This is a genomic window from Nocardiopsis sp. NPDC058789, from assembly GCF_042745575.1.
GTDB lineage: Bacteria > Actinomycetota > Actinomycetes > Streptosporangiales > Streptosporangiaceae > Nocardiopsis > Nocardiopsis eucommiae.
Genome location: NZ_JBHYOW010000006.1, coordinates 371,514 through 388,195 on the forward strand (window position 1 = coordinate 371,514; position 16,682 = coordinate 388,195).

Here is a 16,682-nt window from a genome sequence, read left to right on the forward strand (position 1 = left end):
CGGACTCACTCCGTGGCGGGCTCCGCCCCGCCGGAGCGCTCGCGCACCGACTCCACGATCGCGGAGAAGTCCCGGGGCTCACCGTCCAGGCCCTCCACGAAGGCCCGGTAGACCTCGGCGGCCCGGCTCCCGACCAGCGCCTCCACCCCGGTCTCCTCCAGCGCGTTGGCCGCCAGACCGAGGTCCTTGGCCATCAGCGCCGCCGCGAACCCCGGCCGGTAGCCGTTGTTGGCCGGACTGGTCGGCACCGGACCCGGGACCGGACAGTACGAGGTGAGCGACCAGCACTGCCCCGAGGCCGTGGACATCACGTCGTACAGCGCCTGGTGGGTCAGGCCCAGCCGCTCGCCCAGCACGAACGCCTCGCTCACGGCGAGCATCGACGCGCCCAGCACCATGTTGTTGCAGATCTTCGCGGCCTGCCCGCCACCCGGGCCACCACAGTGCACGGCCCTGCCGCCCATCACGTCCAACAGAGGCCGCGCCGTGGCGAGGTCGGCCTCCTCCGCGCCGACCATGAAGGTGAGCGTCCCGCCCTCGGCCCCCGCCACCCCTCCGGAGACCGGGGCGTCCATGGCCCGGTGCCCGGCCTCCACGGCGGCGGCGTTGGCCGCGCGCGCGTCGGCCACGTCCACGGTGGAGCAGTCCAGGAAGAGCGTTCCGGGGAGGGCGTCCGCCAGCAGGCCCTCCGAGCCCCCGTCGCCCCGGTAGGCGGCGAGCAGATGGCGACCGCTCGGCAGCATGGTGATGACGACGTCGGCCCCGGCCACGGCCTCGGCTGCGGACCCGGCCACCCGGACCCCGGCACCGGCCGCCCGCTCCAGCGCCTCGGGGACCAGGTCGTAACCGGTGACGTCGTGCCCGGCGGCGACCAGGTTGGCGGCCATCGGCCCGCCCATGTTGCCGAGTCCGACGAAGGCGATCGCGGTCATCGCGCACCCCCGTCGGCCGTGGCTGGCGGTTCGGCGAGGCCGACCGGCCCGTCCGGGGCGGGCGCGAAGGCGCGCTCGACGTCGGCGTCGGTGACCCCCGCCAGCGTGGCCGGGGACCACCGGGGGTCGCGGTCCTTGTCGATCACCTGCGCGCGGATGCCCTCCGCCAGGTCGGGCCAGGTCAGCGCGGCCGTGGACACCCGGTACTCCTGTTCGAGGACCTCCTCCAGTCCGGCCAGGCGACGGGCCCGGCGCAGCGCGGCCAGGGTGGTCTTCACGGCGGTCGGGGACTTGGCACCGATGGTGTCGGCCGCCTTCGCCGCCTCCGGATCACCGTGCTCGCGCAGTCGCGCCACGATCTCCTCGGCGGTGTCGGCGGAGTAGCAGGCGTCGATCCACCCGCGCCGGGACTCCAGGGGCGCGGCCGGGACGCCCTCCGCGAAACGGCCCACGGCCTCGGTGACGTCGGCCTCCGTGGCCGCCTCCGTGAGCGCGGCGACGAGGTCGGGCAGGCGCTCGGAGGGCACGTAGTGGTCGGCCATGCCGGTGTACACCGCGTCCGCCGCGCCGATCGGCGTGCCGGTGAGCGCCAGGTGGGTACCGGTCTCACCGGGCGCCCGCGAGAGCAGGAACGTGCCGCCGACGTCGGGCACGAACCCGATGGTGGTCTCCGGCATGCCCACCTTGGAGCGTTCGGTGACCACGCGGACCCCGCCGTGCGCGGAGACCCCCACGCCCCCGCCCATGACCACGCCGTCCATGAGGGCGACGTAGGGCTTGGGATAGCGGGCGATCTGCGCGTTGAGGTGGTACTCGTCCCGCCAGAAGTCGGCGGCCTGGCGGTCGCCGTTCACCGCGCTGGCCCGGATGGCGCGGATGTCGCCGCCCGCGCACAGGCCGCGCTCCCCCGCGCCGTCGAGCAGCACCACCGACACGCCCTCGTCCTTCTCCCAGGAGGTGAGGGCGTCCGCGAACGCGCGGACCATGGCGTGGTCGAGGGCGTTGATGGCGCGCGGCCGGTTGAGCGTGGCTCGGGCGAGCGTGCCCTCCACGCGCAGCAGCACGGAGGCGTCGTCCTCGCCGGTGTTCCTGTCGCTGGTCATCAGGCGGCCCCGGTGAGTCGTCGAGCGATGATGAGGCTCATGATCTCGTTGGTTCCTTCCAGGATTCGGTGCACCCGCAGGTCGCGCACGATCTTCTCAATGCCGTACTCCGTGAGGTAGCCGTACCCCCCGTGGAGCTGGAGGGCCTGGTCCGCGACGGTGTACCCGGCCTCGGTGGCGAACCGCTTGGCCATCGCGCACAGGTGCGCGGCCTCGGGGTCCCCGTCGTCCAGGGCGCCCGCCGCCCGCCACAGCAGGGAGCGGGCGGCCTCCAGTTCGGTGGCCATCTCCGCGAGCCGGAACCGCAGCGCCTGGGCGTTGATCAGCGGGGCGCCGAAGGCCTCGCGGCTCCCCAGGTAGGCGGTGCTGCGCTCCAGGGCGGCCAGGGCGCCGCCGAGCGAGCAGGCGGCGATGCCGAGGCGCCCGCCGTTGAGCCCGTTCATCGCGATCCGGAAGCCGTCGCCCTCGCCTCCCAGGAGGCGGTCGGCGGGCAGCCGGACCCCGTCCATGAGCACCTGACGGGTGGGTTGGGCGTTCCAGCCCATCTTGGCCTCGTCGGCACCGAACGACACCCCCGGGTCGTCGCGGTGCACGACGAACGCGGAGATCCCGGCCGCGCCGACGCCACCGGTGCGCGCCATCACCACGTACACCTCGGAGACGCCCGCGCCGGAGATGAACTGCTTGGACCCGGTGAGCACGTAGGCGTCCCCGTCGCGGACCGCCCGGGTGCTGAGCGCGGCGGCGTCGGAACCGGCGCCGGGTTCGGTGAGGCAGTAGCTGCCCAGGGTCTCCATGGAGCACAGACCCGGCAGCCAGCGGGCGCGCTGGTCGGCGTCGCCGTAGCGGTCGACCATCCAGGCGACCATGTTGTGGATGGACAGGTACCCGGCGACGGACGGGCATCCGGTGGCCAGGGCCTCGAAGACCAGGGCGCCGTCGAGCCTGGTCAGCCCGGTGCCGCCGGAGTCCTCGGAGACGTAGAGGCCGCCCATGCCGAGGTCGGCGGCCCTGCGGAGCACGTCGACCGGGAAGTGCTTGGTCTGGTCCCAGCCGACGGCGAACGGTGCGAGGTGTTCGTCCGCGAACCCGCGCGCGGTCTCGGCCAGCGCGCGCTGTTCGTCGGTGATCGCGGCGGTCACCGGACGACCGGGATCGTGAACTCCGCGCCCTCCTTGACCCCGGAGGGCCAGCGCGAGGTGACGGTCTTGGTGCGGGTGTAGAAGCGGATCGAGTCGGGACCGTGCTGGTTGAGGTCTCCGAAGCCGGACCTCTTCCAGCCGCCGAACGTGTGGTAGGCGACCGGCACCGGGATGGGCACGTTGACGCCGACCATGCCGGTGTTGACGCGCTGCGAGAAGTCGCGCGCGGTGTCGCCGTCCCGGGTGAAGACGGAGACGCCGTTGCCGTACTCGTGCTCGCTGGGCAGTCGCAGGGCCTCCTCGTAGTCGGCCGCGCGCACCACGGACAGCACGGGGCCGAAGATCTCCTCCCGGTAGACGCGCATGTCGGGGGTGACGCGGTCGAACAGGGAGGCCCCGGTGAAGAAGCCCTCCTCGTGACCCTTCACCTTGAGGCCGCGCCCGTCGACCACCAGTTCGGCGCCCTCCTCCACGCCCAGGGCGACGTAGGCGTCCACCCGGTCGAGGGCGTCCCTGGACACCAGGGGTCCGAAGTCGGCGTCGGGGTCGTCCGAGGCGCCCACGGTCAGCCCGGCGATGCGTTCGGTCAGTTTGGAGACGAGGGCGTCGGCGGTCTCCTCGCCCACGGGGACCGCCACGGAGATCGCCATGCAGCGCTCACCGGCGGACCCGTACCCGGCGCCGATCAGGGCGTCCGCGACCTGGTCCAGGTCGGCGTCGGGCATGACGACCATGTGGTTCTTGGCCCCGCCGAAGCACTGGGCCCGCTTGCCGTGCGCGGTGGCCGTGGAGTAGACGTACTCCGCGATCGGGGTGGAGCCCACGAAGCCCACCGCGGCCACGCGGGGGTCGGTGAGCAGGGTGTCCACCGTCTCCTTGCCGCCGTTGACCACGTTGAGCACGCCGGGCGGGAGTCCGGCCTCCAGGAAGAGCTCGGCCAGCCGGAGCGGGACCGAGGGGTCGCGTTCCGAGGGCTTGAGGATGAAAGCGTTCCCGCAGGCCAGAGCGGGTGCGGCCTTCCAGAGCGGGATCATCGCCGGGAAGTTGAACGGGGTGATGCCCGCGACCACGCCCAGGGGCTGGCGCAGGGAGTGGACGTCGATCCCGGCCCCGGCGTTGTCGGTGAACTCGCCCTTGAGCAGGTGCGGGATCCCGGCCGCGAACTCGACCACCTCCAGTCCGCGCTGGAGGTCGCCGTGGGCGTCGGCCACGGTCTTGCCGTGTTCGGCGGACAGGGCCCGGGCGATCGACTCACGCTCGGGTTCGACCAGCTGGAGGAACCTGAGCAGGACCCGCGCCCTGCGCTGGGGGCTCCAGGAACCCCAGGCGACCTGTGCCTCCTCGGCGTCGGCGATGACCGCCTCGGTCTCCGCCCGGTCCGCCAGGGGGACCCTCGCCCTGATCCGACCGGTGCTGGGCTCGTAGACGTCACCGAAGCGGCCGCTCCGGCCCGGGACGTTCCTGCCATGCACGAAATGCGTCAGCTCGCTGACCATGCGTGTTCGCTCCATCCTCGTGGACCACACGAATCTCGGGCCGCGAGCGGTGGCCTGACTTCCGGAGTCTCCCCCGGTCACAGTGGCGGGACCGTGCTGGATTCGCACCAGCTTCCCCGCTCCTCGGCCCCCTCACCATATAGTTGGACGTCCTACTAAATCCAGACCCCGAGGCGACGCGTTGTGGGACTCCGGCCCGCGCCGGTCGCCCACGCGGCCCGCGTGCCCCGAGTGGGTCGCGGTTAGCGTGGAGCTGTGTGCCGGTGCCCCCTCTCCGGAGCCACCCGAGACACCGGCGCGGAAAGTCGGTGGTCCCCCCGTGTCCGACCCCACCCCCCGCCCGTCGTCAGCGCCGCTCGGCGGACGTTTCTGGGCCTTCTGGTCCGCGTCCCTGGCCTCGAACCTGAGCGACGGCGTGGCGATGATCGCCGTCCCGTGGCTGGCGTCCTCCCTGGCCCCCGAGAACGCCGCGCTCGTGGCCGCCGTCGCCACCGCGGGCCGACTCCCCTGGCTCCTCCTGGCGCTCCCCGCGGGGGTGCTGGTGGACCGCCTGCCCCGGTTCACGCTGATGGTCTCCGCCAACGCGCTGCGGATGCTGCTCTGGGCGCTGCTGGCCCTGGTGGTGTTCTCCGGCTGGGCCTCGATCCCCCTGCTCGCCGCCTTCGCGTTCTGCTTCGGTGCCCTGGAGGTCTGCCACGACACCGCCGCCGAGACCACGGTGACGGCGCTGGTCCCCAGGGAACGACTGGAGAGCGCCAACGGACACGTCCGGTCCGGGGCGGTCGTCGCGCAGGAGTTCGCCGGACGCCCCTTGGGCGGGTTCGTGCTGGCCCTCGGCCTGTTCGCGCCGTTCCTGTTCAACGTCGCCGCGCTGCTGGTGTCGGTGGTGGCGCTCCTGCGGGTCCGCGCGACCACCCCCGCGACGACCGCAACGCCCTGCCCAACTTCCGCCGGGCGGACGCCGCGCGGTGTGTGGAGCGACGTGGTCGAGGGCGTGCGGGCCCTGTGGGACCAGCCGCTGCTGCGCTCGGTGGCCGTCATCGCGGTGTTCGTGAACACCGCCTACGCCACCCTGCTCTCCACCCAGGTGCTGTTCGTCCGCGACGTCCTGGGGCTGGGGTCGACCGGGTTCGGCCTGCTCATGGCCTTCGCCGCGATCGGCGGGGTGATCGGCGGGCAGGTGGTCTCCCGTCTGCGCTCCGCGCTGCCCCACGGAACCCTGCCGACGTTCTGCCTGGCCGCGAGCGGGCTGCTGTACCTGCTGGTGGCGCTGTTCCCGCTCACCCCCGTGGTGGCCGGGGTGTATCTCCTCAGCGGCGGCCTGGTGCTGGGCTACGCGGTCGCGATGACCTCCATCCGCCAGCGCGTCACCCCGGACCACCTGCTCGGGCGCGTGAACGCCGCCATGCGCACGGTCAGCTGGGGCATGAGCGCCGTGGGCATGGCGGCTGGAGGCGTCTTGGTGGCCGTCCTGGCACCCACCCTGGGCCAGGCTGACGCGCTCCGTGTCCCCTACGCACTGGTGAGCGCGGTCAGTCTGGCGGTGGTGGTGTTCTTCGGCCGCAGGCTGGTCGGTCTGGTGCGCGAGCACGACCGGTGAGCACGGGATCGGGGCAGGAGGGTCGCGCCCCGATCCGGTCATCCCCCGGACGCCCCGAGGGTGCGGAGGAGCCCGTGGGCCTCGTCCACCCGGGCGGGGTAGGCCTCGGGGCCCTCCGCGAGCCGCATCGCCGTGAGGTCGCAGGCCATGGCGGTGTGGGCCGCCAGGACGGCGACGTTCTCCGCCGTCCCGGCCTCGGTCAGGGCACCGGCCAGGCGGAGCGCCCTCTGTTGGCGGGTGAGCAGGTAGCGGGATCTGAGGTCGATGCTCTCCCTGAGGAGCCGCACGAGCACGGCCGAGTGCGCCGGGGAGAGGGCGGTGGGTCCGCTGGCGGTCGCGGCCTCACGGAGCAGGGCGAGCGCGTCCCCGAGGTCGGTCCCCGGCTTCAGGTCCGCACGTTCGCGCACGTAGGAGCACATGCGGTCCACCTCGGCGCTGTCGTCGGCGAACAGCACCTGCTGTTTGTCACCGAAGTACCGGAAGAAGGTCGTGCGGCCGACCTCGGCGCGTTCCGCGATGGCCGCGACCGTCACGTTGTCGAATCCGTGTTCGGCGAAGAGTTGGAAGGCTGCTGACACGATCGTGGCCCTCGCCTTACGACGTTTGCGAGCGTGGAGCGTGTCCGGGGGGTGTTGCATGAGGCGACCCTATCGAGTGGGAACTCGGTTCTCGATGGTACGCGGGACCGGCCATTGGGACGGTGGTCCCGAAACGGACCGAGAGACCGAAGGAGCGGGATGTCTTCCGGGCTGGATGACGGGATGTGACCGGCGTTCCGGGGCCTGGGGGCAGCCTCGGAGCGAACACCGGTAGCCCGGGAGTTTATTGCAAAGTGATCTGGTACCGACAACCGCCTTCCACTCGCCGCAGAACCCTTGCCCGGAAAGGGTTCCCTCCACACGGAAGTTATCCCTCAACAGGGCCACCATTTCCCCGAGGGCCGAATTCGCCACCCACGGTAAATCGTTCGGGTTCCTAACTATTCACTTGCCGAGACGTCCGGAACCCGCTCCCGGCGCCTCCTCGACCCTCCCCGCGCGCTCGTCCTCGTGGCTCCCGACGTTCGTCGCACCCCTGTGCCAGAGTGGAGACCTGGCTCACATCTTGGAGTTCGTCATGGCATATCTCCTGGTCATCGGCACGCGCAAGGGGCTCTTCACGGCCCGGAGCGAGGATCGGCGCACATGGGACGTGACCGGCCCGCACCGGCTCGACGAGGCCAACGACGCCGGGGTGAGTCCCGTCTACGCGGTCGGGATCAACCCGCACACCGGGCGTCTGCTCGTCGGCACGGAGAGCTGGCACTTCGGCCCGAGCGTCTGGCACAGCGACGACCTCGGCGCCACGTGGACCGAGCCCCCGGCCCCGCCGATCGCCTTCCCCCAGGACACGGACGGCTCACTGACCCGTGCCTGGCAGTTCGCCTTCGGCGCCGACCCCGACACCGTGTTCGCCGGGGTGGAGCCGCACGCCCTGTTCAGGTCCTCCGACGGAGGCGACAGCTTCGAGCTGGTCCGCGCGCTGTGGGACCACCCGCACCGGGTCAACTGGATGCCCGGTGCCGGAGGGGCCGCCATCCACACGATCCTGCCCGGCACTCTCGGTGTGGGCCACCGGTCGCCCGAGGCGATCACCGTGGCCATGTCCACGGGGGGTGTCTACCAGACCGCGGACGACGGGGCGAGCTGGAATCCGACCAACCGGGGCATCTCCGCGGGGTTCCTCCCCGACGAGGAGCCCGAGTACGGCCAGTGCGTGCACAAGGTCGCCGCCGCCCCGGACGGCTCGTTCTACGCGCAGAACCACCACGGCGTCTACCGCAGCGCGGACCCGGCGGCGGACGGGTGGAGCCGGATCGAGGAGGGTCTGCCCACCGACTTCGGCTTCGCCATGGTCGCGCACCCGCACACCCCGGACACCGCGCTGAACTTCCCGGTGATCAGCCAGGAGGTCCACCTCCCGGCGAAGCACCGCCTGGGCGCCTACCGGACCGACGACGGCGGCCGGACGTGGCGGGCGATCAACGAGGGCCTGCCCGAGGAGCCGTACTTCGGGATCGTCCTGCGCGACGCCGCCTGCACGGACGGGGCGGAGGTGCCCGGCTTCTACTTCGGCACCCGTTCGGGGGACGTGTACGCGACGACGGACGACGACGACCGCTGGCGCCTCGTCGCCGCCCATCTGCCCGACGTCCTGAGCGTGCGGGCCACGGAGGTGTGAGATGCGGGTGACCGTGCACCTGACCAGCGTGCTGCGTGCCGACGCCGAGGGCGCCACCCACGTTCGGGTCGAGGTCGAGGACGGAACCGCGCTGCGCGGGGTGCTGGACGCGCTGGCCGCCCTCCACCCCGGCCTGGACCGTCGGATCAGGGACGAGCAGGGCGCTCTGCGCCGCTTCGTGAACGTGTTCGTGGACCAGGACGAGTGCCGCACCGTGGGCGGCCTGGACGCCCCGGTCCGCGACGGAGCGGACGTCCGACTGCTGCCCTCCGTCGCCGGGGGCTGAACGGCCGGGCCCGGGCCGGAGCACCTGCTCCGGCCCGGGCCCGTCGAAGTGAGGGCACCGCCCCCGCGAACGGACGCCCCGCCCCGGGCCGCCTCCCGGCTCCCGGTCAGGGGGAGGAGGCCCCGCCCGGGTCCGTGGCGTCGCGGGCTCCGATTCCGGCGGCGTCGCGGACTCCGGTGGCGTCAGGGGCTCCGGAGCGGGAGTCCGTGGGCCGGGTGGCGCCCGGAACGGTCTCCGTGGGGCCGGGTGACTCGGGCACGGTCCCGCCGTGGCGCGCGTCCTGCGGGTCGGCGACCGGGGAGGAGGCGGTGACCGCCTCCGGAGCACGGCGCATCGGCATGGGACGCAGGTAGGTCAGGCTGCGCCAGATCCACTCCACCGGCCCCAGCCTGAAGCGCCCCAGCCACCAGCGGGCGAACAGGGCCATCACCACGAAGTAGACGGCGGCGACCCCGTACTGCGCCAGGAGCGGGATCTCGCCCTCGAACGGCTTCATGGTCAGCAGGAACACAGTGGTGCTGCCCAGGTAGACGGTGAGCGTCATCCGCCCCAGCGGGGCCAGGGCGCCCAGGGCGCGCCCCGCCGTCCGACCACGCGCGACCAGCCACCACACCAGGCCCAGGTAGATCAGGGCGCCGCCCAGGCCACTGAGGGCCGCCCCGAAGGAGGTCATCATGTCGGAGCCGGGGTGGATCACCGGCATGCCGTCCGCGTTCATCACGGGGACGCCGTCGGCGTCGAACTCCATGGGGAAGAACAGGTCCGAGCCGAACAGGAACAGCAGACCGAGCAGCTCCCCCACCAGCCCCGCCCCCACCATGCGCACCGGGAGCCGGGTGGGCTGGCCCTCGTGCTCCGGGGCCAGCTCGGGCCTGCGGGCCAGCCACACGCCCACGCAGAAGAACCCGAGGGTCTGCGGGACGAGGGTGACCAGGATGCTCATCTCGTGGCCCGGGATCACCGTGCCGAGGGCGTACTCGATGACCGGGGCGGTGACGAACAGCGCCACCGCGAACCACAGCGGCCGAGTCCCCCGCCCCGCCAGCAGGAACGGCATCAGCGGAGCGAGCAACAGCGCGGCCAGCGAGTAGTGGACGAGGATGTCGCCGGAGAACACCAGCAGGTGGGGCACCCCGAAGAGCAGTCCCAGGAACACGTAGCGCCGCACCATGACGCTCATCGGGCGTCCCCCGCGCCGGGTCGCAGCCCGCCACGCCAGGACGGCGCCGACGCCCAGCAGCACCATGAGCAGCGCGCGGGCCTTGCCGGACATCAACAGGCCCAACGCCCCGTCGACGACCGAGGCGAGCGTGCTCTGCTCGATCACCCCGGCGCGCTCGGCGGGGAAGACGACGACGGTCACGTTCATCGCCACCACGCCGATCATCGCCAGCGCGCGGGTCACGTCCAGGAGCGGCATCCGGCGTCCGGGAACGCCCGTGGGCGTCCCCCCTGGCGGCGGTGCGGTGGCCGGGACTCCGGCCGGGGTCGATGCGATGGTCACTGGTTCCTCCTCTGGGTCACGGAACCAGCGTCGCCCGGCGGTCCGTCGCCGCACATCGACCGAAGAGCCGAACCCCGACGGGCCCGGGGTCAGCCTTTCGGCCCCTCCCCTCTCCCACCCCCGCCGAGCGTCGTTCCTTTGACCGATGCACGGCCGCCGGACCACGGCCTAACCTGGTCGGCATGCTCCACATCTCGGCTCTGACCAGGCTCGTCGCCACCGTTGACGGTCGGTCGCGGGCGCTTCCCCATCTTGTGGCGTTCGCCCTGACGGCGGGGACGCTCCTGCTGTGGGCCATCGACGTGCGGATGGCGGCGGATATCTCCACCCACCCGGACTGGCCCGGCCCGCCCTCCTCCGCGATGGACTTCGCGGGCTGCGTCTCCGGGGCGCTGTGCGTGCTCCTCGTCGCCCTGGTCGCGCGGCCCTCGGCCGGCCCCCTCGCGACCCTGGCCGCCGCAGTGGCCGGGCCCACGGCCGTGACGGTCGTGTCGGTGCTGCTCTGGCCGCTGCCCAAGGGAATCTTCGGCTACCCGATCACCATGTCCGAGGGCGTGGGGATGCTCGTGCTCCTGGGCCTGGCCGCGTACCGCTGCCGGGGCTGGCAGATCGCCGTGGCCGTGCTCATGACCTTCGGCGCCACCTACTCCGACTACCTGCGTGAGCCCTTCGACCTCGGTCCGTCCACCCCGCTGCTCGCGGTCGTGGCCGGGCTGGCCCCCGGCCTGTACCTGCGCTGGCGCCGGGCCGAGCGCACCGCCGACGTGGAGCGGGTCCGCGCGGCGGAGCGGCTGGCCATCGCCCGCGACCTGCACGACGTGGTGGCCCACGAGGTCACCGGGATCGTGGTGCAGACCCAGGCCCTGCGGCACATCGCGGAACGCGACCCGGGGGCGGTGCGGGCGGCCCTGCCGGAGATCGAGGCGGCGGGCACCCGGGCCCTGGAGTCGATGCGGGGGATGGTCACCCGCCTGCGGGACCCGGGCGAGGCCCCGCTGGCTCCCGGCCCCGCCGAGGGCCTGGACGCGCTCGCCGCCCCGGCCGCGCCCGGGCGGCCCGAGGTGGCCGTGCACGTGTCGGGGCCGGTCGCGGAGCTGCCTCCGGAGGTGGGCACGGCGGTGCTGCGGATCGCCCAGGAGTCGGTGACCAACGCGCTGCGCTACGCCCGGGGCGCCACCCGGGTGAGCGTGGTCGTGACGGCCCAGGAGCGCGAGGTGGAGCTGCGCGTCCAGGACGACGGCCGGGGCGCGGGCATCCCCGTGGGCGGCGGGCACGGGCTGGTGGGCATGGCCGAGCGCGCCCGCCTCCTCGGCGGTGACCTGACCGCGGGACCCGACGGCGTGGGGCAGGGTTGGACGGTGCGGGGAACCATCCCCGCCCAGCGCGGAGGGGAAGACCGGGGTTGACGACAGGGACGACGACGGGGACGACGATTCGGGTGCTGCTCGCCGACGACCAGCAGATGGTCCGGACGGGTTTCCGCTACATGCTCGACGCCGAGGACGGGATCACGGTGGTCGGGGAGGCCGGTGACGGGCTGACGGCGGTCCGGCTCGCTGAGGAGCTGCGCCCGGACGTGGTGCTCATGGACATCCGGATGCCGGGGATCGACGGGCTGGAGGCCACCCGTCGGCTGGCCGGTCCGGGCGTGGCCGACCCGCTCCGGGTGGTCGTGGTGACCACCTTCGACCTCGACGAGTACGTGCACGCCGCGCTGACCGGAGGCGCGGTGGGGTTCCTGCTCAAGGACGCGGGCCCGGCGCTCCTGATCGAGGCCGTGCGGGCCGCTGCGCGGGGCGACGCCATGGTCTCACCGCAGATCACCGTGCGCCTGCTCCAGCACTTCTCGACGGCCCGGGCGCCCCGGAGGGACCACACCGAGGGCGGGTTGACCGCGCGCGAGCTGGACATCGTGCGCACCGTCGCGCGGGGCCTCACCAACACCGAGGTCGCGGCGGAGCTGCACGTCACGGTGAGCACGGTCAAGACGCACCTGGCCCGCGTCCAGGAGAAGCTCGGCGCCCGCAACCGGGTGGAGGTCGCCGCCTGGGCGTACCGCAGCGGGCTGATGGACTGAGGGCCCCGCCCGCTTGACGAAAAAGTGAGCGGGTTCTGACCCGTGAGGTCCGTGTCGCCCCCGCGGGCACACCCACACCAACCGTGATGATCGGTGAGGAAATGGGCACCTGCGACACGACTGCGAGGAACGACCTATGGCCACCATGCGCGCGGCCCGGCTGAACATCACCGACCGGACCCTCACGGTCACCGACGTCCCCCGCCCCGCCCCGGGCCCCGGCCAGGTCCTCGTCCGGGTCCGGGCGGCGGGTGTGTGCCTGTCCGACGCCCACCTCGTCGACGGCTCCCTGACCCCCCTCCACCTTCGGGGCGACACCGTCACCCTGGGACACGAGGTGGCCGGGGTGGTCGAGGAGCTGGGCCCGGAGGTGTTCGACGTCGGGGTCGGGGACCGGGTGGCGCTCCAGGCCGGAGAGCACGACCGGCACGGCCGGTTGCTCACCCGGGGCGTGGACTACGACGGTGGGTGGGCCGAGTACGCGCTGGCCAGCGAGTCCACCCTGGTGCCCATCCCGGACGGACTGCCCTTCGAGCAGGCCGCGATCATCCCCGACGCCGTCTCCACGCCCTGGGCCGCCGTGACCGCCACCGGCGACGTGCGCCCGGCGGAGGCCGTGGCCGTGTGGGGGGTGGGCGGGCTGGGCGCGCACGCCGTCCAGCTCCTGCGCATGGTGGGCGCCGCCCCGATCATCGCCGCCGACCCCGACGAGCGGGCGCGTGCCCGCGCGCTGGACTACGGGGCGGACGTGGCCCTGGACTCCACGACGCCGGACTTCCTCACCCGGATCGGCCAGCTCACCCACGGTCGGGGACTGGACGTCGCCTTCGACTTCGCGGGCGTGCCGATCGTGCGCGAGCAGGCCGTCCAGGTCCTCGGTGAGCACGGGCGCCTGGTGCTGGTCGGGCTGACCGACAAGCCGTTGGAGGTGCGCGACGGCACCCGGTTCAGCTACCTGCGTCAGCAGGTCCTCGGCCACTACGGGTCGGAACCGGAACACGTGGTGCAGTTGGTGGACCTGGTCCGGGCGGGCCGCCTGGAGTTCAGCCGCTCCGTCAGCGGGACGTTCCCCCTGGAGGAGGCGCCCCAGGCGGTCGACCGGTTGGAGAGGCGGACCGGCGCACCGGTCCGCCTGGTCCTCACACCCTGAGGCCCCCGGGGCGGGCGGCTACCAGTTCGAGGGCCGGTAGTCCTTGAGGAAGCAGCCGTGCAGGTCCTCCCCGAGCTCCCCCCGCACGATGGGGTCGTACACGCGGGCCGCGCCGTCCTCCAGGTCGAGGGGCGCGTGGAACCCTTCGGCGGCGATCCGCACGCGGTCCGGGTGCGGCCGCTCGTCGGTGATCCACCCGGTGTCCACACTGGTCATGAGGATGCCGTCGGTCTCCAGCATCTCCTTGGCGCTGGTCCGGGTGAGCATGTTCAGCGAGGCCTTGGCCATGTTGGTGTGCGGGTGGCCGGGGCCCTTGTACCCGCGACCGAACACGCCCTCCATCGCGGACACGTTGACGATGTACGCGCGCCGCGCGGAGGAGGCGGCCATCGCCGGGCGCAGCCGGTCCACCAGCAGGAAGGGCGCGCTCACGTTGCACAGCTGCACCTCCAGCATCTCCACGGGGTCGACCCCGCCGATCCGCTGGGTCCAGCTGTTGACCGGTGCCAGGTCCGGCACGAGGCCGCCCGCGTCGATCGCCCCGGCCTGGTGCGCCCGGTCCGGGTGCGCCGCTCCGGTGGTCAGCGCCAGGGACGTGAGCATCTCCGGGGTCAGCGTGTGCGGCGGAACCTCGGCCACCTCGGACTCGGTGGCGCCCTCCAGCTCACGGGGGCGGACCCCGCCGAGCACCAGGGGTTCCGGCAGGCCCTCCCCGGTCAGCGGCTGGGCCTCGGCGGCGATCAGCGGGGCGTAGGAGCCCGGTGAGCGGCGCACGGTCTGCGCGGCGTTGTTGATGAGGATGTCCAGCGGCCCCTGTTCGGCCACCGAGTCGGCCAGCCGCACCACCTGGCCGGGGTCGCGCAGGTCGATGCCGACCACCCGCAGCCGGTGCAGCCACTGGTCGCTGTCGGGCATCGCGGCGAAGCGGCGCACGGCGTCGTTGGGGAAGCGCGTGGTGACGGTGGTGTGGGCGCCGTCGCGCAGGAGCCGCAGCGCGATGTACATGCCGATCTTGGCGCGGCCCCCGGTGAGCAGGGCCCGCCGCCCGGTCAGGTCGGTGCGGGCCTCGCGGCGCTGCCTGTTGAAGACGGCGCACTCCGGACAGAGCTGGTGGTAGAAGGCGTCGACCTCCTCGTACTTCTGCTTGCACACGTAACAGGGGCGGGCCTTGCGCAGCACCCCGGCGAGCTGTCGCCCGGGCTCCGCCGCGCCGTCCTCACCGGCGGCCAGGGCGCGGCTGGTCAGCGCGCGCCCGTTGGTCTCGTCGTCGATCCGGTCGGGGGCGGCCGTGGCGGTGGCGGCGAAGACGGCCTCGTCGTGGGCCCTGCGGGCGGCGTTGCGCTCCCTGCGCCGCCGCTCCTTCAGCGCCTTGAACAGTCGTGCGGTGCCCCGTTGGAGGGCCATGGAGTCGTCGTGGTCGGCGGGCAGGCCCTCCGCCTCCGCCAACACCTCCAGGCACACCCGAAGCCTGTCCGGGTCGATCCCGTCGACCGTGGTCCGCGTCACCGTTTCCGTCACCACTGCATCCCGCCGCTGATCCTGGTGGCCTCCTGCCGGGCCATCAGGAACCCTATGCGCACTCCGGGACCGGACGGTCGGGTGCGAAGGGGTCCGGGGAGCGGCGACCATGGGAGGTGAGTCAGCACTGGGAATCGACGCGTGGAGCCGGCGGCTCCACGGGCAGGGGGAGATCCGTGAGCCAGCAGACGCCCGCCGAGGACGGCGCGGAGCGCGAGTTCGTGGTCCTGCTGGACGAGGCCCACGAGCCGGTGGGTGTGGCCGACAAGGCCGTCGTCCACACCGAGGACACCCCGCTCCACCTGGCCTTCTCCTGCTACGTACGGGACCCGGAGGGTCGGGTGCTGCTCACTCGCCGCGCCCTCGGCAAGACCACCTGGCCCGGCGTGTGGACCAACGCGTGCTGCGGCCATCCCGCCCCCGGGGAGTCCATGGAGGAGGCGGTGCGCCGCAGGGTCCGCCAGGAACTGGGGATCGAGCTGACGGAGGTCACCGAGGCGCTCCCGGACTTCCGGTACCGCGCGGTGTCGGCCGAGGGGATCGTGGAGAACGAGTTCTGTCCGGTCTTCTGGGCCCGGACCGAGGACACTCCCGCCCCCGACGCGAACGAGGTCGCGGAGTTCACCTGGGCGGCCTGGCCGGACGTGGTCACGCTGGCCGACCGCACACCCTGGGTGATCAGCCCGTGGGCGGCGGAGCAGATTCCGCAGCTCAACGCCGCCCACTGACCCTCGGCGGAGGTACTCCGCGTTCCTTCACGAAACCCCTGCACATCGCGGCGGGGGAGGAACGACATAAGCTGGGACGATGTCGAACACATCCCCTGGCCCCGGGTGGTCCCCTGGTGGCTACGACCCCCGACAGAACCACGGCGATCACGGAGAGCGACGCCTGCCTCCGTATCCGCCGCACCACGCACCGCCCGGACCGCCTCCGCCGCAGCCGCCCGCGAAGCCCGCGAGCGACATCAGGCCCGGCGGGATCGGCTTCCTCCTCACGAACCTGCTCTCCTGCGGCGGACTCAGCGTGTTCGCCTTCGGCTACGTCGCGATCCGCCACAGGTCCGCCGTGGCGGGAATCCTCGCGGTGGTCTGCCTGCCCCTCCTGTTCGTCTTCGGCGGCAGCGCGGAGGACAGCCTCCTGGAGAACGTCAGCCTGGGCGTCCTCGTCGTCTACACCCTCTCCGCCACGGCCTACCTGTTCCACGACGTCTACAACCTGAACTCCAAGCGCAACCGGAGACTGCGCGGCGAACCGGACGGGCCCGCGTCCAACGGCCCGGCCCCCGCCTCCGCGTCCGGGAGCCGCGCGCACCAGGGCAACGCGGAACTCCGGGCGATGGCCGCCGACCGCGCGCTGCGCCGCGAGGAGGCCCGCGCCCTGCTCGTGGACGACCCCGCCCTGGCGCGTGAACTGGGGATCGGCCGACCCGACCTGCGCACCGGCTACGACGACGGGGGGCTCGTCGACCTCAACCGCGCGCCCGCCGAGGCGATCGCCGGACTGCCGGGCCTCACTTCCGAGCACGCCGACGCCCTGGTGGCCGCGCGGGAATCCGCCCCGTTCGTCTCGTTGCCGGACGCGCTGATCCGCGCCCAGCTGCCACCCCACCTGGAGGACGAGATCTCCGGTTACGCCGTCTTCTGAGCCCGGC

The 16,682-nt window shown here is 73.0% G+C and carries 15 protein-coding genes and 1 riboswitch; of the genes, 8 read left to right on the forward strand and 7 right to left on the reverse strand.

Going from position 1 to position 16,682, the window contains the following annotated elements; all coding sequences use genetic code 11:
- Positions 1-5 precede the first annotated feature (5 nt).
- The 4 genes from mmsB to ACFW3L_RS11400 form a co-directional block, all read right to left on the reverse strand.
- A complete protein-coding gene (mmsB, locus tag ACFW3L_RS11385; protein WP_378738978.1) occupies positions 6-932 on the reverse strand; it encodes a 3-hydroxyisobutyrate dehydrogenase in 927 nt (308 codons plus the stop codon).
- A complete protein-coding gene (locus ACFW3L_RS11390) occupies positions 929-2,035 on the reverse strand; it encodes an enoyl-CoA hydratase/isomerase family protein (protein WP_378738980.1) in 1,107 nt (368 codons plus the stop codon). Before ACFW3L_RS11390 ends, mmsB begins: the two co-directional genes overlap by 4 nt.
- Positions 2,035-3,177, reverse strand: coding sequence for an acyl-CoA dehydrogenase family protein (locus ACFW3L_RS11395; RefSeq protein WP_378738982.1), 1,143 nt, complete (start codon positions 3,175-3,177; stop codon positions 2,035-2,037). Before ACFW3L_RS11395 ends, ACFW3L_RS11390 begins: the two co-directional genes overlap by 1 nt.
- Positions 3,174-4,673 carry a CoA-acylating methylmalonate-semialdehyde dehydrogenase gene (locus tag ACFW3L_RS11400; protein ID WP_378738984.1) on the reverse strand — a complete coding sequence of 500 codons (1,500 nt, stop codon included), beginning with the start codon at positions 4,671-4,673 and terminating at the stop codon, positions 3,174-3,176. The genes ACFW3L_RS11395 and ACFW3L_RS11400 overlap by 4 nt, the downstream gene beginning before the upstream one ends.
- Positions 4,672-4,817: riboswitch (adenosylcobalamin (AdoCbl) riboswitch) on the reverse strand. It overlaps the preceding gene by 2 nt.
- Positions 4,818-4,992: 175 nt before the next feature.
- Here ACFW3L_RS11400 and ACFW3L_RS11405 point away from each other — a divergent pair.
- Positions 4,993-6,273, forward strand: coding sequence for an MFS transporter (locus ACFW3L_RS11405; protein WP_378738987.1), 1,281 nt, complete (start codon positions 4,993-4,995; stop codon positions 6,271-6,273).
- A 38-nt stretch (positions 6,274-6,311) separates the two neighbouring features.
- Here the strand turns inward: ACFW3L_RS11405 and ACFW3L_RS11410 are convergent, their stop codons facing one another.
- The gene (locus ACFW3L_RS11410; protein ID WP_378738989.1) at positions 6,312-6,911 is read right to left on the reverse strand and encodes a TetR family transcriptional regulator; all 600 of its coding nucleotides are present in this window, start codon (positions 6,909-6,911) and stop codon (positions 6,312-6,314) included.
- Between the two features lie 478 nt (positions 6,912-7,389).
- Here ACFW3L_RS11410 and ACFW3L_RS11415 point away from each other — a divergent pair, with 478 nt between their 5' ends.
- On the forward strand, positions 7,390-8,493 hold the full coding sequence (locus tag ACFW3L_RS11415) for a WD40/YVTN/BNR-like repeat-containing protein (protein ID WP_378738992.1): 1,104 nt from the start codon (positions 7,390-7,392) through the stop codon (positions 8,491-8,493).
- Between the two features lies 1 nt (position 8,494).
- The gene (locus ACFW3L_RS11420) at positions 8,495-8,779 is read left to right on the forward strand and encodes a MoaD/ThiS family protein (protein WP_378738994.1); all 285 of its coding nucleotides are present in this window, start codon (positions 8,495-8,497) and stop codon (positions 8,777-8,779) included.
- 106 nt (positions 8,780-8,885) lie between these two features.
- On the opposite strand, the gene ACFW3L_RS11425 is transcribed toward ACFW3L_RS11420, so the two are convergent.
- Positions 8,886-10,283, reverse strand: a complete 1,398-nt coding sequence (locus tag ACFW3L_RS11425) for a DUF418 domain-containing protein (RefSeq protein ID WP_378738996.1) — start codon at positions 10,281-10,283, stop codon at positions 8,886-8,888.
- A gap of 182 nt (positions 10,284-10,465) precedes the next feature.
- Here ACFW3L_RS11425 and ACFW3L_RS11430 point away from each other — a divergent pair, with 182 nt between their 5' ends.
- The 3 genes from ACFW3L_RS11430 (at position 10,466) to ACFW3L_RS11440 (ending at position 13,510) form a co-directional block, all read left to right on the forward strand.
- The gene (locus ACFW3L_RS11430; protein WP_378738998.1) at positions 10,466-11,689 is read left to right on the forward strand and encodes a sensor histidine kinase; all 1,224 of its coding nucleotides are present in this window, start codon (positions 10,466-10,468) and stop codon (positions 11,687-11,689) included.
- A complete protein-coding gene (locus ACFW3L_RS11435; RefSeq protein ID WP_378739001.1) occupies positions 11,686-12,360 on the forward strand; it encodes a response regulator in 675 nt (224 codons plus the stop codon). Before ACFW3L_RS11430 ends, ACFW3L_RS11435 begins: the two co-directional genes overlap by 4 nt.
- 136 nt (positions 12,361-12,496) lie before the next feature.
- Positions 12,497-13,510 carry a zinc-binding dehydrogenase gene (locus ACFW3L_RS11440; protein WP_378739004.1) on the forward strand — a complete coding sequence of 338 codons (1,014 nt, stop codon included), beginning with the start codon at positions 12,497-12,499 and terminating at the stop codon, positions 13,508-13,510.
- A gap of 18 nt (positions 13,511-13,528) precedes the next feature.
- Here the strand turns inward: ACFW3L_RS11440 and ACFW3L_RS11445 are convergent, their stop codons facing one another.
- Complete coding sequence (locus ACFW3L_RS11445; RefSeq protein WP_378739006.1) at positions 13,529-15,028, reverse strand: SDR family NAD(P)-dependent oxidoreductase; 1,500 nt, start codon at positions 15,026-15,028, stop codon at positions 13,529-13,531.
- A gap of 176 nt (positions 15,029-15,204) precedes the next feature.
- Between ACFW3L_RS11445 and idi the strand changes: the two genes are divergently transcribed.
- Entirely contained in the window at positions 15,205-15,756 is a 552-nt protein-coding gene (gene idi, locus ACFW3L_RS11450; protein ID WP_352388374.1) for an isopentenyl-diphosphate Delta-isomerase, read from the forward strand.
- 79 nt (positions 15,757-15,835) lie between these two features.
- Positions 15,836-16,675, forward strand: a complete 840-nt coding sequence (locus tag ACFW3L_RS11455; RefSeq protein ID WP_378739009.1) for a type II secretion system protein GspK — start codon at positions 15,836-15,838, stop codon at positions 16,673-16,675.
- The last annotated feature ends 7 nt before the right edge of the window (positions 16,676-16,682 follow it).

Bases quoted from the DNA above. Each gene is read 5' to 3' on its own strand.
- mmsB (WP_378738978.1), bottom strand. From the start codon at position 932: ATGACCGCGATCGCCTTCGTCGGACTCGGCAACATGGGCGGGCCGATG.
- ACFW3L_RS11390 (WP_378738980.1), bottom strand. From the start codon at position 2,035: ATGACCAGCGACAGGAACACCGGCGAGGACGACGCCTCCGTGCTGCTG.
- ACFW3L_RS11400 (WP_378738984.1), bottom strand. From the start codon at position 4,673: ATGGTCAGCGAGCTGACGCATTTCGTGCATGGCAGGAACGTCCCGGGC.
- ACFW3L_RS11410 (WP_378738989.1), bottom strand. From the start codon at position 6,911: ATGCAACACCCCCCGGACACGCTCCACGCTCGCAAACGTCGTAAGGCG.
- ACFW3L_RS11415 (WP_378738992.1), top strand. From the start codon at position 7,390: ATGGCATATCTCCTGGTCATCGGCACGCGCAAGGGGCTCTTCACGGCC.
- ACFW3L_RS11420 (WP_378738994.1), top strand. From the start codon at position 8,495: ATGCGGGTGACCGTGCACCTGACCAGCGTGCTGCGTGCCGACGCCGAG.
- ACFW3L_RS11430 (WP_378738998.1), top strand. From the start codon at position 10,466: ATGCTCCACATCTCGGCTCTGACCAGGCTCGTCGCCACCGTTGACGGT.
- ACFW3L_RS11440 (WP_378739004.1), top strand. From the start codon at position 12,497: ATGGCCACCATGCGCGCGGCCCGGCTGAACATCACCGACCGGACCCTC.
- ACFW3L_RS11455 (WP_378739009.1), top strand. From the start codon at position 15,836: ATGTCGAACACATCCCCTGGCCCCGGGTGGTCCCCTGGTGGCTACGAC.